Source organism: Neolewinella xylanilytica (assembly GCF_002934605.1).
Classification (GTDB): Bacteria; Bacteroidota; Bacteroidia; order Chitinophagales; family Saprospiraceae; genus Neolewinella; species Neolewinella xylanilytica.
In genome coordinates this window covers 1,064,085-1,079,812 of the sequence record NZ_PTJC01000005.1, presented here as the reverse complement: position 1 = coordinate 1,079,812, position 15,728 = coordinate 1,064,085, and the positions used below count along the sequence as shown (strand labels likewise).

The following is a 15,728-nucleotide window of genomic DNA, read 5'->3' as shown; positions in this document are numbered from 1 at the left end:
AAGTGGACGCTACGCATAGCGACGGCTTCAGCCGTCATCCTGCCGGCAGCAACCGCCGTAGCCGCCTCAGCCGTTCCCAACTAGCAACACCAGCAGCCAGTCCACTAAAGTGGACGCTACGCGTAGCGACGGCTTCAGCCGTCGTGCTGCCAACGACGACCGCGTTAGCAGCCTTAGCACTTTCTCATCAGCCTACCAAGCAGCCAGTCCACTGAAGTGGACGCTACGCATAGCGACGGCTTCAGCCGTCATCCTGCCAGCGACGATTGCTAGTAGAATAACAAATAGTGACGGCCAACGCTGTCATGCCAGGAACAACATAAATAAACACAACCACAGACCCAATTTTATTGAAACAAATTGAATCAATATTATTAAAAAAATAACATGAAGTTTTATATTGGGTGGACACACGCTACCCATGAACACTTTAGAGACATTTTATAAAAGCCGCCTACCCCATTACACGCCCATTGGCGGCACTTTCTTCGTGACTTTCCGGATCCACAATGCCTTGCCGCTATCCGTAATGCAGGCGCTGCAGTGGGAATATCAGCGGGAAATTGAGCGCATACGGAAAACATCGCTCGGTGCACAAGCACGACGCGCGCTCATTGCTAAAGCCCGATACGCCTACTTCAAACAATACGACGATCGCTTAGATAACAGAAAATCCGACCGCTGCTTTTTTTCGGATCCCGCACTTTGCGCCTCATTGGCGGATCACCTCCATACTTTCGACGATGACTTGTATGAATTGAAGGCCTACTGTATCATGCCCAACCACGCTCACCTGTTGCTTTCCCTAGGGAATCAATTAGCTGACCACCACCATTTTTTGCTTGATGAGGATGAATTGGTTTCCTCCTACCAACCGCTGCACCGAATCATGCAACGAGTTAAGGGAGCCTCCGCTCGTTTCCTCAATCAAGAATTGGGGCGTACCGGCACCTTTTGGCAGAAAGACAGTTACGACCATTACGTCCGGAATGCGAAGGCCTATGAAAACATCCTTTACTACATCCTCCGTAATCCCGAAAAGGCGGGTTTAGTAGGTGACTGGCGTAATTATCGGTTTACGTATCACGCGTAGCGACGGCTTTAGCCGTCATGCTGCTAACGACGACCACCGGTAGCAGCAAAGCACTTTCTTGACAGTAACACCAGCAGCTAGTCCACTGAAGTGGACGCTACGCGTAGCGACGGCTTCAGCCGTCAGGCTGCTAAAGACGACCGCCGGTAGCAGCAAAGCACTTTCTTGACAGTAATACCTGCAGCTAGTCCACTGAAGTGGACGCTACGCGTAGCGACGGCTTTAGCCGTCATGCTGCCAGCGACGACCACCGGTAGCAGCAAAGCACTTTCTTGACAGCAATACTAGCAGCCAGTTCACTAAAATGGACGCTACGCGTAGCGACGGCTTTAGCCGTCATGCTGCCAGCGACGACCACCGGTAGCAGCAAAGCGCTTTCTTGACAACAATACCAGCAGCTAGTCCACTAAAGTGGACGCTACGCGTAGCGACGGCTTCAGCCGTCACGCTGCCGGTAAGCAAACTCCGGCATCATCGAACAGGCAGCTGCCAAGGATTCGGCGAGCTCCACCCTCGAAGTGGAAGTTAGAACCTAAATTTGCCCGTCCCTAGTCGATCACGGCCTGACCAGCCGGCAAAACCAATGCAACCAACATGGCACAAGTAGAGCTCGTCATGCCCAAGATGGGCGAAAGTATCATCGAAGCCACCATCCTGAACTGGGTGAAGCGGGTCGGCGACGCCGTGGAAGTGGACGATACCGTGCTCGAGATCGCCACGGACAAAGTAGACAGCGAAGTACCCTCCCCCGTAGCCGGCACGATCCGTGAAATTCGCTTCGAAGTGGATAGCACCGTCGCCGTAGGGGAAGTCATCGCCCTCATCGAAACCGAAGCCGGGGCCGAAGTGGAAGCATCCCCCGCCGTGGCGCCCGCCGCCGTCCAGGAAGAAACACCGGACTCCCCACCAGCAACCACTCCGGAAGCGGAAGCAAACACCGCACCCGCGCCCCGGCGCGAAACGGATGCTGAAAATGAGCCCGGCACACCAGAAAAGTCGGAGAACGGTCGTTTTTATTCGCCGCTTGTTCGTACTATTGCAGAGAAGGAGGGCATTGGCCAGGCCGAGCTCGACCAAATCCCCGGAACGGGCAATGGCGGCCGGGTCAACAAATCAGATATACAGGCTTACCTGAGGCGGCGAGATAACCGCTTCATAACCGGTCCTGGCAAGGCTGCACCAACGGTTGGAACTCCCGCGACAACCCTTCCCCCCCCCCCCCCTGTCGCACCAGCCGGCAGTCTTGCCTCCGGTTCTTCCGATGAGATCATCGAGATGGACCGCATGCGGAAGCTGATCGCCGACCACATGGTCGACAGTAAGCGGACCAGTCCGCACGTCACCAGCTTCATCGAAGTTGACGTTACCGATATCGTCAACTGGCGGGAAGGAATCAAGCAAGACTTCCAGCAAAAGCACGGCGAAAAGATCACCTACACGCCGATCTTCATCGAAGCCGTTGCCAAGGCCATCAAGGACTTTCCGCTGGTCAACGTGAGCGTAGACGGTACCCGCATCATCAAGAAGGCCGACATCAACGTCGGCATGGCCGCCGCCCTCCCCAGCGGGAACCTGATCGTCCCCGTGATCCGCAACGCCGACCGCCTCAACCTGATGGGGCTCACCAAACAGGTCAACGACCTGGCCGCTCGCGCCCGCCAGAACAAGCTCAAACCCGAGGAGATCCGCGACGGCACCTTTACCGTGACCAACGTCGGCACCTTCGGCAACGTCATGGGAACGCCAATCATCAACCAGCCGCAGGTGGCCATCCTGGCCGTCGGCGCCATTCGGAAGAAGCCCGCCGTGGTGGAAACCGAATACGGCGACCTCATCGCGGTACGCCAGATGATGTTCATGAGCCTGAGCTACGACCACCGGGTCGTCGACGGCTTCCTCGGCGGCTCCTTCCTGCGCCGGATTGGCGATTACCTGGAGGCTTTCGATCCCCAGCGCACCGACGTGTAGTAAACCTTTCCCCGCTTCCTACGCTTGGTGAACGAACGGATCAGCATGAGCACACTCTCCTTTTTACTGGAAGGCCTGCGAAACATCGGCACTACCGGCACCATCACCCGTAGCAGCCCCGCCCTGTGTACGGCGGCCATCGACCGCATCGACTTCGCCACCGCCCGCACCATCGTGGAACTGGGTGCCGGCGACGGCGTCATCACCCGCCACATCCTGGAACGCCTCCACCCCGACGGCAAAGTGATCGCTTTCGAGGTTAGTGAGGACCTCTGCGACGATATGCGCGCCATCGGCGACCCCCGGCTGGTTGTGGCCCAGGACAGTGCCGAGCATATCCGTTTTTGGCTGGACAAGATCGATGCCGACCTCGCTGACCACGTCGTTTCGGCCATCCCCTTCGCCGCCCTCCCCCCCGAACTGGGTAACCGCATCGTAAACGCCGCCCGCGACAATCTGCGTAGCGGCGGATGCTACAACCAGGTGCACTACAGCCTCAAAACCAAGTCCTACTACGAACGCGCCTTCGGAAAGGTGGAGGCCAAACGCATTTACCTGAACCTGCCCCCGGCCTGGGTGCTCTACTGCAAAAAATGAGGACCTTCGCCATCCTGCTCTGCTGCCTGATATGTGCGTGTGCCGGTGACGAGGATATCCGCGATTATTATTACCCCGTGCGGGAGCTCACCGAAGGCCTCGTCTACGAATACGAGAATACCGGCAACTTCGATCCCGCCCCCTACGAATACTGGTATTACCTGGGTATCGATCAGGACTCCGCCCTTTACCTCAGCTCCACCCGCTACGCCGACGGCATGACCCCCGTGCAGGTAGCCACCGAGCGCGTACGCAACGACGGGGTGTACCTCCAGAAGCTCACGGTGTACCCTCCCGACACCGGCGGTATCCGCCAACAGACGGAAGCCGATATCCTTTACGACCGAACCTTCCCCTTCTACCCCGCCGACGAACGGGCAACCGGATACCGCGTCCGCTTCACCCCGCCCGGTAATCCCGACGCGGAAAATTACGTCTCCCTCAACCGCTACTACCGAGGCGACACTACCCTCGAGGTGATGGGCGAAACCTACGAAGGGGTCGTCTTCGACCTCCAGGGGGAAGTCAGCCTGCGCGATCTCCGGGAAGGGGACATCAGCCCGACGTTCAGCGGATATGAAATTTACGCCCGCGATATCGGACTCGTGGAATACCGACGTGACCTCGGCGCGGGGGGTGTTGCGGGAGGGAAGCTCGTACGGCGAATTGATATGGCCGAATTTATCGCCGCCCCCAAGCAGTAAGTCCACCAGCCGGCTTAGCGCGGGTTGATCACCAGCCGCGTTACCGCCTGACCCACCCGTAGCACGTATAGTCCGCCGGGAATGCCTGCCACGCCAATTTGTCGCTCGCCGGCACCCAAGGTGCCCTTTCTGACGATCCGGCCCGTGCTGGAGTAAAGCGCGTAGGTAGTTTTCGTGCGGTCCGCGTTCGGTCGGTTGAAGCTGACGGAGCGGGTAGCCGGGTTGGGATAAACTTCCAGAACGGCAACGTCGTCGGAGGCAACCGAAGGGGTCGGGGTCGTGATGGCGCAGACGTAGCGGTCCAGATAAGCCATCCGTTTTCGCACGATATCCGTGGTGAATTCCCGTTGTTCGGTGCTATAGTTTACCGTCTCCGGCCAGCGAGCGGATTCGCGTGCGTAGGCCCCGGAAGATTGCAGACGGTCCATCGTCTGGTTCACCCGGCCTACCAGGCTGTCGGGATGCAGTACGCCGTCGCGGAGTTCCTCGTAGCGGGCACACAGGCGGTCGCTGAAGTTCGCAGGCGAGCGATCGGTGAGCCGACGGAAGAGATGGTTTACTTCCCAGACGGTGGTATCGGTATTGCGGCTACCCTCGTATCGGTTTCCGAGGCCGGCGTCCAGGTCCCAGGGGACGAAGAAATAGGGGGCATCCGCGGTGTAGCGGGCGAGATAAAGGTTCTTCCGCGTATTGTCGGTCAGCAACATGGCATTGATGAAGAGCAGGTAATCCGCGATATTATCCAGGTCAAAGCGCCGGGCCGCGTCGGCCTGAAACAGCGAGTCCGACGATGTTCCGGCAAAGCGGATCGCCTCCTGCAATAGTGCCCAGTCTCCGTCTTCGAAGTCGGGGTGCTTCATTTCCCATCCGGCCCAGTCGTCTTCGTCGGGCGCTTCAAACGGAACCCGCAGGAAGTTGGTGGCATCGGAGAAGTCTTCGCTTTTGTACAGTTCGCCCCGAATTGCCCCGTCCTTGTTATCCTTGAGTTGGAGTTGCTTGCGATCGACCTGCTCGCCGAGGGTGTACAAGCCGGAATATTCCCCGTTCAGAAAGACCTCCACGTAAGCCAGGTCGGCCCCCGCGCGGGCTTCCGGTTCTTCATCGGCGTAGCTCAGTTCGTGCAGATCGAGCCAGACCTTGTGGGCAACGTAACCGTTAAGCCGTGACGGTTCGTTATACATGGCGTCCAGCACCCAATCGTCGTCGTCCCGCATGCCCGCCAGGCTGACGTTAGCGGATTCTTCTGGATCGGCCTCCTCCCGAAACTCCAGGTCCAGATTTTTCTTCGGGTAGCTGAGGGTAAAGCCGCCCCGGTACTCCACCCCGATGGGCGAGGTAATCTCCTCGGCGCCGTGGGCGTAGGATAGTTGTCCGGCTACCTTGTCGCTTTCGTTGATGGTCGTCGAACTGCGAATTTGCAACAGGGGCAGCGGAGTGAAGTGGAGGGCCAGCGTATCGCCCGCCACATTCTTAACCCGGTAGCTGCTGTCGTAGCGCAGGGTATCGGGGGCGACCAGCAAACTGAAGGTGTCGGTTGCCATCGCCAGCCCGTGGCGGAAATCAGACAGCCCGGAGGCCCCGGTTTGAACCAGGATAAACGCGCGCGCGGTGTCGATGCCCACGTAGGACGTTGCAACGGATAGCGGGCGTTGCCCAAAAGTTGTAGCGGCGATAAAAAGAATAAGGCAGGTGAGTAGAACCTTCATATGGGTAGGATAAGCATAATCCGGGGAGGTTCGACTGGATTAAACCATCCACCGGTAAACTCCTTAATGAGCGAAGCGATCAAGGACCTTTAGCAAGGCCGGGTCATGACTCGCCAGCGTGGCGCTGGCGATCCCGAATGCACCCTGACGGATAAGCTTTCACTCGGTTCCCCAGTACCTCGCTGCCGGCGTCCTATCTCCGCCCGACTTCTATCCTCGAACAAGGACAAGTTAGGGACATGCCGACGGATAAAGCCCTAAGCCGGATGGCAAGAGCGAAAATTCGCTATTTTGGGGTCCCAAAATTGCATCGATCATGAATTTCCAACTTACCGAAGAACAGCTTGCCGTCCGCGAGGCAGCCCGCGATTTTGCCCAGCAGGTATGTAAGCCGGGCGTTATCGACCGTGACCGCACCATGGACTACCCCACCGAGCAGGTGAAGCAACTGGGTGAACTCGGTTTCATGGGCATGACGGTGAGCCCCGAATACGGCGGCAGCGGGCTCGATTACCTCAGCTATATCCTAGCCCTCGAAGAAATTTCCAAAGTCGACAACAGCTGTTCGGTCATCATGTCGGTGAACAACAGCCTCGTTTGCTACGGCATCGAAACCTTCGGCAGCGAAACACAAAAGCAGCAGTACCTCACCAAACTCGCCACGGGAGAATGGATCGGCTCCTTCTGCCTCAGCGAGCCCGAGGCCGGCTCCGATGCCACCCACCAGCGCACCACGGCCGTCGACCAGGGCGATCATTACCTGCTGAACGGGACCAAGAACTGGATCACCAGCGGGGGCACCAGCCAGGTCCACCTGGTCATCGCCCAGAGTAACCCCGAGGCGGGCCACCGCGGCATTAACGCGTTTATCGTCGAAACCGGCTGGGAAGGGGTGGAAATCGGCGCCAAGGAAGACAAGCTGGGTATCCGGTCCAGCGATACCCACACCATCATGTACAACAACGTGAAGGTGCCCAAGGAAAACCGCATCGGCGACGACGGCTTCGGCTTTAAGTTCGCCATGAAGACCCTCGCCGGAGGCCGCATTGGGATCGCCGCCCAGGCCCTCGGCATCGCGGGCGGCGCCTACGAACTCGCCACCGCCTACGCCAAGGAACGGGAAGCGTTCGGTAAACGCATCGCCGACCACCAGGCCATCGCCTTCAAACTCGCCGATATGGCCACCGACATTGAGGCCGCCAAGATGATGGTCTACCGGGCCGCCTGGCTGAAAGAATCCGGTGGTGACTACGACCAGGCCGGCGCCATGGCCAAGCTATTTGCCAGCTCGGTCGCTATGAAGCACACCGTCGAGGCCGTCCAGGTCCACGGCGGCTACGGCTTCGTCAAGGAATACCACGTGGAACGGCTTATGCGGGACGCCAAAATTACCCAGATCTACGAGGGAACGAGCGAGGTACAGAAGATTGTGATCAGTCGGGGGCTGCTTAAGGGGGAGCTTTATGTTTAGGGTTTTAGTCTTTTAGTCGGGTAGGTCTTTAGTCTTTTAGTCGGGTAGGTCTTTAGTCTTTTAGTTGGGTAGTTCTTTAGTCTTTTAGTTGGGTAGGTCTTTAGTCTTTTAGTCGGGTAGTTTTTTAGTCTTTTAGTCGGGTAGTTCTTTAGTCTTTTAGTTAGGTAGTCTTTTAGTATCGGCAGGGACGCTTGCATAGGCCGATGCTGCTGGCCGTTGGCTTTGTTTGTCTGATGGAAGCAAGTGTAGCAACCTTACCGCTGTCTAGGGCGTGAAGTAACCCAACGCGCTGTGTCCAGGGGCGCTCCTTTTTTTGCCGGTTGCCCAAAACAGGGGGAGTCTCTTCACCGTCAGCTTGCAGCGGCACTTGCGGATCGCACTGGTGCTTCGGCGGGAGCGGATTAGCCTTATCCCAGTCCCCGCAGATCCAGCTCGCCCACCATCTCCAGGTAGCTGTGGCCAAAATTCGGGAAATTATCGAAGCTCAGCTGACTGGTTACCGGACGCAGCTCCTCCTTTTTGCCAGTTACCCGGAAACATGCGCAGTCTCCTCACCGTCAGCTTGCAGCGGCACTTGCGGATCGCACTGGTGCTTCGGCGGGAGCGGATTAGCCTTATCCCAGTCCCCGCAGATCCAGCTCCCCCACCATCTCCAGGTAGCTGCGGCCAAAATCCGGGAAATTATCGAAGCTCAGCTGACTGGTCACCGGACGCAGTTGGGGATAGGCACGCCGGTGGCGCTCCACGATTTCCGCGATGGCCGCTTTGATGGGTCGCCTGGCCGGCCGGCCGTCGCGCGTCAGTAAGTTCTGCCGGTATCCCAGCGTCCGGAAGTAGGCGTCTTGGCTGACGCGGTAGTAGAGGTTGAGCAGGTCGCGGTCCGGGGGCGGGATGGCGTAATTGAAAAGGGCATAGCCCGCGATATAGCCCGGAATGGCCCGTGCCACTTCCGGGAAGTCGTTGTCCTGGTACCAGTCGATGTTCGGTAATTCGTTGCGGATGAGGCTGCTCAGCCGGTCGTGGCTCGCCGGGAGGGTGATTCCGAAGGTGGACTTCCCCCCGTACAGCTCCTCCGCGAAGTCTTCGGGGGCCCGCTCCACCAGTTGCTGCAGCTCGGCGAGAAGACGAACGTTTTTGTACGTCACCGGCTGTTCTTCTTCCCGCGCGAAGTACATCCGGTGCATGCGCTCCAGTGCCTCCATGGTATGGCCCTCGGGGACGAGCAGGTAGTCCAGGCGGTACACCAATTCCAGCAGCAGGTAAGCCACCGCCCCGGGGTGCTCCTCGAGATTGATGCGGCCGGAAGAAAGGTAATCGGTGACCTCCCGGATCGAGCGACGCAGGAAATTCAGCTTCAGCGCTTTCTCCTCGCCGGAAAGCGGTTCGAGGTGAGTGACCTCCACCGGGCTTACGGTGTCGCCGAATTCTTCCAGGAGCAAGTCGTCCTGCTTGTCGGCGCGGAGGGCCATCTCCTTAAGGGCGTGGTATAGCTTGTGGGGACTGGCATCGATCACCGGGGTATCGAAGATGATCGTGAGGCAGTCGTCATCGTCGAGGGCGAAGCGGCTGTACTTGAGCTCGTAATTCATGGCGGTGAGCCGGCGCAGCAGGTCTACGTTCGGGGTTTCGAGGCGGGCGATCCGGGCGGTGGCGCGCAGTTGCTCCTGGTCGGCGAAGCCCGTGACCCGCTTGCTGCCCTGGTAAAACTCGAAATAGAGCTTGCCGGCTTCCTGCTGCCACTTCACGTTATCTTCCCGCTCGTCGCGGAGGTAGGCCATGAAGGCGGCGCAGCTATCGAGAAAGCGGTCTTCCTCGAAGGCGTCCACGGCGCGGTCCCAGGCGGCGTAATTCTCCCGTGACTTGTAGGCGTCGGTGTACCGCCCAAAACGGTGGTCGGGTTCTTCCCCGGCCTGGTAGCCGGTCGTGCGGCCGAATAGGGTGTCCCAGATGCTCATTGCGGGTGAAAGATACTGCGGGCGGGGCAAGCGATGGGCGGGCGCCGGTGCGCGGGTGCCGGGTTTTAGACGAACGGCTACACTGTACCTTCGCCGCCAACCAATTCCGGCGGGCCCATGGAAAAGCATTCGATTGAGTTTACCAAGGAAGGATGCGTCCTCGTTTCCGACGAGGCCAACCTACTTGACGCCTCCCTTGCCGCGGGCATCCCCCTCTACCACGTCTGCGGCGGCAAAGGCAAATGCTCGACCTGCCGGGTACTGGTCCACGAAGGCGCCAACTACCTCACCCCGCCCACCGAGCGGGAGGAAGCGCTGCGGCAACGGATGCACTTCCCCCCCGACGTCCGCCTGGCCTGCCAGACGTGCGCCACGGGCGGCCCCGTGCGCCTGAGCCGGATCCTGCGGGACGAGTCGGATATGGGTCTCTACGTCGGCCCCTTCGCCGGCAGTTCTACCCAGCAGATCGGGGAGGAACGCGACCTGGTACTGCTCTTCCTCGATATCCGCAACTTCACCCCCTTCATCGAGCGCCACCTGGCCTTCGACGTGATCCACATTGTCCGCAAGCTCTTCACCATCTTCCAGGAACTCATCGAAGGGCACGACGGTCGCATTATCGAGACGGCGGGCGACGGCATCTACGCGGCCTTCGGTTTCGACGCCGAACGGCCCGCCGCCGCCACCGCCGCCGTGCGCGCGTCCCGGGCCATGCTCGACGAACTCGTAAAGCTCAACGAATCCTACTTCCGCGTTCACTTCAACCACCGGGTGGAGATCGGGATCGGGATCCACCTGGGGCGCGTCATCATGGGAAGCATTCGGATCGCCGGCAGCGACCGGCTGCTGGTCATGGGCTACCCGGTCAATATCGCCGCCCGGCTCCAGGATGCCACGAAGACAGTCGACAACGACCTGCTCGTTTCCGCGGAGCTCTACGGCTACCTCGATCCGTCCGTGTACGCCGGTGCCGCGACCACCGTGGCCCTGAAGGGCGTAGGCGGTGATTTCCAGGTCGTTCCCCTCGGCACTCCCTACTCCGACCGGTCACCGATGTAGGGAAAGCGACTGACAGCTTCGTGCGTCGGTTGTTTGCTAACTTTGCGCGCCAAGGTTACCGTATTCCTAAACTTTAGGGGGTTTTCCCTGCGTTCTAACCGATGAACACCCTATTACCATTCCCTTTTACCGGCTACCGCTCACCGCTCGGCCCCAACCGACCCCCCAATCCACCCTTTCGATGTCAGCTGTTAAAAGCGTGATCTGTACCGTCTTCGAGCGAGACTACCACCACGGAGTCGGCGCCCTGGCCAACTCCCTCTACGCGGCGGGCTTCCGCGGCGATCTCTACGCCGGCTACCGCGGCACCCTTCCCCCCTGGATTGGCGACGCCACCCCCGATGCATCCGGCAACCTAGAGTGGGAAGTAGCCCCCGGCTTCCAAATCTATTTTGCCAAGCAAGCGACCGATGAGATGCTGGCCTACGCCAAGCCGGAGCTCATCCGCCAGGTGTGGAAACGCTACGAAGCGCGGGGGATGGAGAACGTGTTCTATATCGACTGCGACATCGTCATCAAGGCGAAATGGCATCACTTCGAAGACTGGGCCCAGTGGGGCGTGGCCCTCTGCGAGGATATGAACTCCCCCTTGCCCGTCACCCACCCCCTGCGCAAGCAGTGGCAACAGTACTACGCCGGCTTCGGCATCGCCTACACCCCGCAGGACAGCACCTACGTCAACGGCGGCTTCGTCGGCATCAACAAAAAGTACCGGGCCTTCTCCGAACTCTGGGAACAACTCCAGGTCTACATGAAGCAATACACCGGTAAACAGGAAAGCATCGGGATCGCCGACCGTTGGAACATGTTTCACTTCATGGACCAGGACGCCCTCAATATCGCCAAAGACCTTACCCCCGAAGTCAGCATTATGGGCCGGGAGGCGATGGATTTCGGCCGGCTCGGCCAGGTAATGTCCCACGCCGCGGGCCGCCGGAAACCCTGGCACAAGAACTACGTGAAGAATATCCTGATCAACGGGTCACGCCCCAGCAATACCGATAAGGTGTACTGGCACCACGTGGAGACTCCCATACGTATCCACTCGGCCGCCACGGTGCGGAAAAAACGCTTCGCCCTGAAGGCCGCCGCGCTGATCGGTCGGTTTTTCACCCGCCCCCTGGCCTAAGTGGCACCGAAGGTTGCCCCAGGCGGAGCCGCGCCAAAAAGGTACCGGCCACCCCGTTCGGAGCAGCCGGCACGTCATCACATCAATGCAAAAAACGGTAAGGCGTTATTATCGTTTCACGAAGCGCGTTTGCAGGGCCTCTCCGTCTACGCGGATCCGCAGGAAGTAGACGCCCGTCGCGAGCCGGTCGGTGGCGATGGCCTGGCTGGCGGTACCCCGCGCCTGCAGCCGACCGCCGGCATCGAACACCTCATAGTCGAAGGTGGTGTCGATACCGCGAATGTTCAGGCGGTCGCTCGTCGGGTTGGGGAAGGCGGTAATCGTGCGTCCGTCCAGGGTCATCACGTCGGATAGCATACTGGTCCCCACGAGCATGACGGTACCGAAAAGACCGGGATTGGTCCAGGCCTGATCCGCGGTGGCGTTCCAGGAAAGCTTGCCGTCGCGGCCGCCGCCGAGGTCATCGTCGTTGATCATGAAGTCGAAGCCGACCATCATGGAATCGGAAGGCGTACCGCCGAGGACTGTCCAGGGGATCATGCCTTCGACCAGGTACCCGAAGTCGGTATCGGAAACAGCGTACACGATGCCCTCGGTGTCGAAATCGCCGGGGATGGTGCCGATGGTCGTGCCGTCGTTCCAGGCAAAGGATAGCTGGACGTCGTTGTCGTCGTAGTTGGCACCTTTGGAGTTATCGACGTCGAAGTAAAGTTCGACGTTATCGTCCTCGTAGGTGTTGGGGCTGTCGTTGACGAGGGTATCGTCGATGATCTCGGCCAGGAAGTACAGGTTGTCCGCGTCCCAGATCATTCGAATGGTACCCGACAGGTCGTCGGCGGCGATATCCGTTCCGACCAGTTCGTTCGTCGCTTCGAAGGCCAGGATGCTGTCGTTGCTCCAGATTTCGTCGGTGACGCCGTCTACGGTGGGTACCTCGGCGGTCCGGTACACGGCGGCGACGGGCGCGCGCAGGGTCACGGACACCTCGTTGGAGTAACCGATCAGGCCGGCGGAATCCACCGCCGTGGCGTAGACGCGGTAAGTGCCGACGGTGCCCGTTTCCCAGACGAATTCGTAGGGGGCCAGGGAATCGACGGAGAGGGTGTCGTTATTGTTCATGAAGAGGACGGCGGCCATGTTGTTATCGGCGTCCTGGACGGAGGCGGTGAAGGTGAGGGTGGCCGGGGTCTCGTACACCCCGCCGTCTTCCGGACCGGTGAGGGCCACGACGGGGGCGTTCGGATCGGCGGGGGCGGCCCAGTCGGCGATCCACCGCCGGTAGTTGGTGCCGTAGAACTCGTGGTAGCGGACGTTGGTATCCGCGTCGCCGTCTTCGAACAGGAACTTATCCACGAAGGCCTGCACCTCGGGGTACGACTCCGCCGGTAGCTGGCAGTGGGGGTGATCCGCACGGAAGGAGAAGCCGAAGCGGTCCTCGATGCCAAAGGTGCGGTAGACTTCCTCCACGGCGCGACTGGCCACGTAGCCCGACTCGTCGCCCAGCCACTCGTAATCCGGGTTACCCAGCACCAGCAGGGCCCGCGGCAGCACCATCGCCATCAGCTCGTGGTGGTCGTGGGGCAGCAGGCCGGGCTGGCCGGCGAAATTGGTCTGCATACTGCGCATGAACCAGCTGTAGTTCGTGTTATCGATTTTCTCCACGTTGCCAATGGTTTCCGATACGCGCCAGGCGTTGATGCCGCCGCCGCCCGACTCCTGGACGATGGTCAGGGCAATGCGCTCGTCGTAGGCGCCGCTGAAGAGGGCCATCTTGCCGGCGTAGGAGCAGCCCGTGACGGCCACGTGGTCCAGGTCGGCGTTCAGGGCTTCCTGCACGATCTCGATGCCGTCGAGGAGGCGGCTCACGCCCCAGGCCCAGGCGCTGTAATTGCCGACCTCCGTCAATTCGGGGTACAGGCGGTAGTAGGGATCGCCGGGTACGCGGTCGCTGGTCTGGCTATAGGTTACCACCTGGTTGTGGCGGAAGGGGATCTGGATGACGCCGTCAAACAGCTCGCCGGGCAGCGAGCCGGTGGCGTTGTTCATGCCGATGACCACGGGGAAGGGGCCGTCGCCCTCGGGCATGGTGACCCGGGAAGTGAGGGTGAGCGTTTCCCCGTTTTCGGTAATCGCGACGCGCAGGGTATCGTTGGTGTAGGTGGCGGTGATGTCGGCGGGGGCGGCCGGTTTAGGGCCGATCTCATACGCCGCTATCTCGGCGCCGATTTCGTTGCGGCGGCATTCCCAGTCGGCAAAGTCCTCCACCCGGCCGCTGCCGTCGGAAAAGGCGAAGGGATCCGGCAGCAAGGGGTAGTTGGTCAGGTTTTCGGGATCGGGCAGCGGCGGGGCGTCGCATTCCACGCCGGAGTTCTCCTGGTCGTAGACGTAGGGGATCTGGGCGGAGAGCAATCCGCCGAGGAACAAACAGAAAAAGAGTAAGAAGTTGTGTTGCATGATTCATGGGTTTATCGCAATGCACAATCGATTGCGCGACTTAGGGAAACGAGTATACCCCTTTCTCCGCTACCAACCAAATCTTTCGTGGCGGAGGCGGGTCAAAGCAGGTCGATTTACCGGAAAGCGCGCCTCCGTCGCCACGGAATTTCGTTCCAACCAAATTGCCTTACCCGGGTTGAGCGTGCAAGCCCATTCTAGCTACCGCAAACAGGTGCGAAGCCGCACCCGCTACAATCTCTGGCGGCCTAAATCGAACCCCACCCCACCCCGAAACGGTATGAAGAAAAAACTAATCCAACGAATATGGAAAGCCGCGAACTGCAAGAATTCGAAAACGACCTCATCGAGTTAACCGACATAGACCTGGTCGACCGCTACAACGACGACCTCGCTACCGACGCCTGGAAGGACGCCCCCACCGGCTACTCCGAAGTGATGCTGCGAGAATTTCAGAGCCGCGACCTCGACATCAGCGCCATCACCGACGGGGATACCCTGCTCTATAACACCCCGGTGGTACTCGACGACGGCGTGCTGCGGCCGGAGCGGGACGTGACGGACCGGATCTAACCGACCGCTCGTCCCGGGATCACGAAGGATCCACCCGCACCGAACGGCAAAGTAGCGAATCGGAAACCCGGGCGAGATAACCTTCCCGGTGCCCGTTGCCTTCCCGACCCCACGGAAAACCAGCGGCGGTTTCCCGCAACAAGCCGGGCATCCCCGCAATGAAGGAGCGATCGCTTCCCGGGACGACCATCCGCCCCGCGCGCTAAGTTGTCCGGCGCTACCTTGGGAAGCCCGATCACTCCCGCCCATGGACCCCACCCGCCAGGCCATCCTGCAAGCCTACGAAACGCTCGCCCCGGACTACGCCGCCCGCATCGACGATAAGCCCCACAACGCCCACTACGACCGGCCCAATACCCTGGCCCTCCTGCCCGACGTCCACGGACTGGACGTACTCGACGCCGCCTGCGGCCCGGGCAAGTACTCCGAGATCCTCCTCGATCGCGGCGCCCGGGTCACCGGCTTCGACCTGAGTCCGAAGATGGTCGAGCTGGCCCGGAAGCGCAACGGGAGCCGGGGCACCTTCTTCGTCCACGACCTTTCCGCTCCCCTACCCGATCGGGCCGACGCCTCCTTCGACGTGGTCCTCTGCGCCCTGGCTCTCCACTACCTCCCCGACTGGACGCCCGCGCTCCAGGAGTTCCACCGGTTGCTGCGGCCCGGCGGCTGCCTGGTGCTGTCGGTCGAGCACCCCTTCTTCGAGTACGGCTACTTCCGCTCGGAACACTACTTCCGCACCGAGCGGGTCACCGCCATCTGGAAGGGCTTCGGCACCCCCGTGGAGGTGACCAGCTACCGCCGCCCGCTACAGGCCTGCATCCAGCCCCTCCTCCGCAACGGCTTCTACCTCGACGACTTCGTAGAGCCCCTCCCCACCCCCGAGATGCAGCAAAGCGACCCCAAACACTACCGGGAGTTGCTGAGCTTCCCGGCCTTCATGTGCCTCCGGGCGGTCAAACGCTGACCTTTTGCGCCGGAGCGCGGGAGAACGGAAATTGGCCGACTTCCTGCGCTCCGGC

At 60.3% G+C, this 15,728-nt stretch carries 12 protein-coding genes; 9 read left to right on the top strand and 3 right to left on the bottom strand.

The window, feature by feature from the left end; translation table 11 throughout:
- Nucleotides 1-421: 421 nt before the first annotated feature.
- The 4 genes from CLV84_RS04260 to CLV84_RS04245 all read left to right on the top strand — a co-directional run bounded on the left by CLV84_RS04260 (nt 422) and on the right by CLV84_RS04245 (nt 4,362).
- Nucleotides 422-1,093: a transposase gene (locus tag CLV84_RS04260; RefSeq protein WP_104418485.1), complete on the top strand. Its 672-nt coding sequence runs from the start codon at nt 422-424 to the stop codon at nt 1,091-1,093.
- A gap of 594 nt (nt 1,094-1,687) precedes the next feature.
- A complete protein-coding gene (locus CLV84_RS04255) occupies nt 1,688-3,061 on the top strand; it encodes a dihydrolipoamide acetyltransferase family protein (RefSeq protein ID WP_104418484.1) in 1,374 nt (457 codons plus the stop codon).
- Nucleotides 3,062-3,106: 45 nt separating this feature from the next.
- A complete protein-coding gene (locus tag CLV84_RS04250) occupies nt 3,107-3,658 on the top strand; it encodes a class I SAM-dependent methyltransferase (protein WP_146088707.1) in 552 nt (183 codons plus the stop codon).
- Entirely contained in the window at nt 3,655-4,362 is a 708-nt protein-coding gene (locus tag CLV84_RS04245) for a hypothetical protein (RefSeq protein ID WP_104418482.1), read from the top strand. Before CLV84_RS04250 ends, CLV84_RS04245 begins: the two co-directional genes overlap by 4 nt.
- A gap of 14 nt (nt 4,363-4,376) precedes the next feature.
- Here the strand turns inward: CLV84_RS04245 and CLV84_RS04240 are convergent, their stop codons facing one another.
- Nucleotides 4,377-6,068, bottom strand: coding sequence for a CotH kinase family protein (locus CLV84_RS04240; protein WP_104418481.1), 1,692 nt, complete (start codon nt 6,066-6,068; stop codon nt 4,377-4,379).
- A gap of 316 nt (nt 6,069-6,384) precedes the next feature.
- Between CLV84_RS04240 and CLV84_RS04235 the strand changes: the two genes are divergently transcribed.
- Nucleotides 6,385-7,539, top strand: coding sequence for an acyl-CoA dehydrogenase family protein (locus CLV84_RS04235; protein WP_104418480.1), 1,155 nt, complete (start codon nt 6,385-6,387; stop codon nt 7,537-7,539).
- Between the two features lie 614 nt (nt 7,540-8,153).
- Here the strand turns inward: CLV84_RS04235 and CLV84_RS04230 are convergent.
- Complete coding sequence (locus CLV84_RS04230) at nt 8,154-9,494, bottom strand: type III secretion system chaperone family protein (protein WP_104418479.1); 1,341 nt, start codon at nt 9,492-9,494, stop codon at nt 8,154-8,156.
- A 117-nt stretch (nt 9,495-9,611) separates the two neighbouring features.
- On the opposite strand from CLV84_RS04230, the gene CLV84_RS04225 reads away from it, so the two are divergent.
- Both CLV84_RS04225 and CLV84_RS04220 read left to right on the top strand, forming a co-directional pair.
- The gene (locus tag CLV84_RS04225) at nt 9,612-10,553 is read left to right on the top strand and encodes an adenylate/guanylate cyclase domain-containing protein (RefSeq protein WP_104418478.1); all 942 of its coding nucleotides are present in this window, start codon (nt 9,612-9,614) and stop codon (nt 10,551-10,553) included.
- A 181-nt stretch (nt 10,554-10,734) separates the two neighbouring features.
- Nucleotides 10,735-11,682 carry a hypothetical protein gene (locus CLV84_RS04220; RefSeq protein WP_146088706.1) on the top strand — a complete coding sequence of 316 codons (948 nt, stop codon included), beginning with the start codon at nt 10,735-10,737 and terminating at the stop codon, nt 11,680-11,682.
- 108 nt (nt 11,683-11,790) lie between these two features.
- On the opposite strand, the gene CLV84_RS04215 is transcribed toward CLV84_RS04220, so the two are convergent.
- Complete coding sequence (locus tag CLV84_RS04215; RefSeq protein WP_104418476.1) at nt 11,791-14,136, bottom strand: glucuronyl esterase domain-containing protein; 2,346 nt, start codon at nt 14,134-14,136, stop codon at nt 11,791-11,793.
- 306 nt (nt 14,137-14,442) lie between these two features.
- Between CLV84_RS04215 and CLV84_RS04210 the strand changes: the two genes are divergently transcribed.
- Entirely contained in the window at nt 14,443-14,709 is a 267-nt protein-coding gene (locus CLV84_RS04210; protein WP_104418475.1) for a hypothetical protein, read from the top strand.
- A gap of 247 nt (nt 14,710-14,956) precedes the next feature.
- Nucleotides 14,957-15,673, top strand: coding sequence for a class I SAM-dependent methyltransferase (locus tag CLV84_RS04205; RefSeq protein ID WP_104418474.1), 717 nt, complete (start codon nt 14,957-14,959; stop codon nt 15,671-15,673).
- Nucleotides 15,674-15,728: the final 55 nt, after the last annotated feature.

Coding starts and splice junctions, on each gene's coding strand:
- CLV84_RS04240 (WP_104418481.1), bottom strand. CDS start 6,068: ATGAAGGTTCTACTCACCTGCCTTATTCTTTTTATCGCCGCTACAACT.
- CLV84_RS04220 (WP_146088706.1), top strand. CDS start 10,735: ATGTCAGCTGTTAAAAGCGTGATCTGTACCGTCTTCGAGCGAGACTAC.
- CLV84_RS04245 (WP_104418482.1), top strand. CDS start 3,655: ATGAGGACCTTCGCCATCCTGCTCTGCTGCCTGATATGTGCGTGTGCC.
- CLV84_RS04205 (WP_104418474.1), top strand. CDS start 14,957: ATGGACCCCACCCGCCAGGCCATCCTGCAAGCCTACGAAACGCTCGCC.
- CLV84_RS04260 (WP_104418485.1), top strand. CDS start 422: ATGAACACTTTAGAGACATTTTATAAAAGCCGCCTACCCCATTACACG.
- CLV84_RS04215 (WP_104418476.1), bottom strand. CDS start 14,136: ATGCAACACAACTTCTTACTCTTTTTCTGTTTGTTCCTCGGCGGATTG.
- CLV84_RS04250 (WP_146088707.1), top strand. CDS start 3,107: ATGAGCACACTCTCCTTTTTACTGGAAGGCCTGCGAAACATCGGCACT.
- CLV84_RS04255 (WP_104418484.1), top strand. CDS start 1,688: ATGGCACAAGTAGAGCTCGTCATGCCCAAGATGGGCGAAAGTATCATC.
- CLV84_RS04225 (WP_104418478.1), top strand. CDS start 9,612: ATGGAAAAGCATTCGATTGAGTTTACCAAGGAAGGATGCGTCCTCGTT.
- CLV84_RS04230 (WP_104418479.1), bottom strand. CDS start 9,494: ATGAGCATCTGGGACACCCTATTCGGCCGCACGACCGGCTACCAGGCC.
- CLV84_RS04210 (WP_104418475.1), top strand. CDS start 14,443: ATGGAAAGCCGCGAACTGCAAGAATTCGAAAACGACCTCATCGAGTTA.
- CLV84_RS04235 (WP_104418480.1), top strand. CDS start 6,385: ATGAATTTCCAACTTACCGAAGAACAGCTTGCCGTCCGCGAGGCAGCC.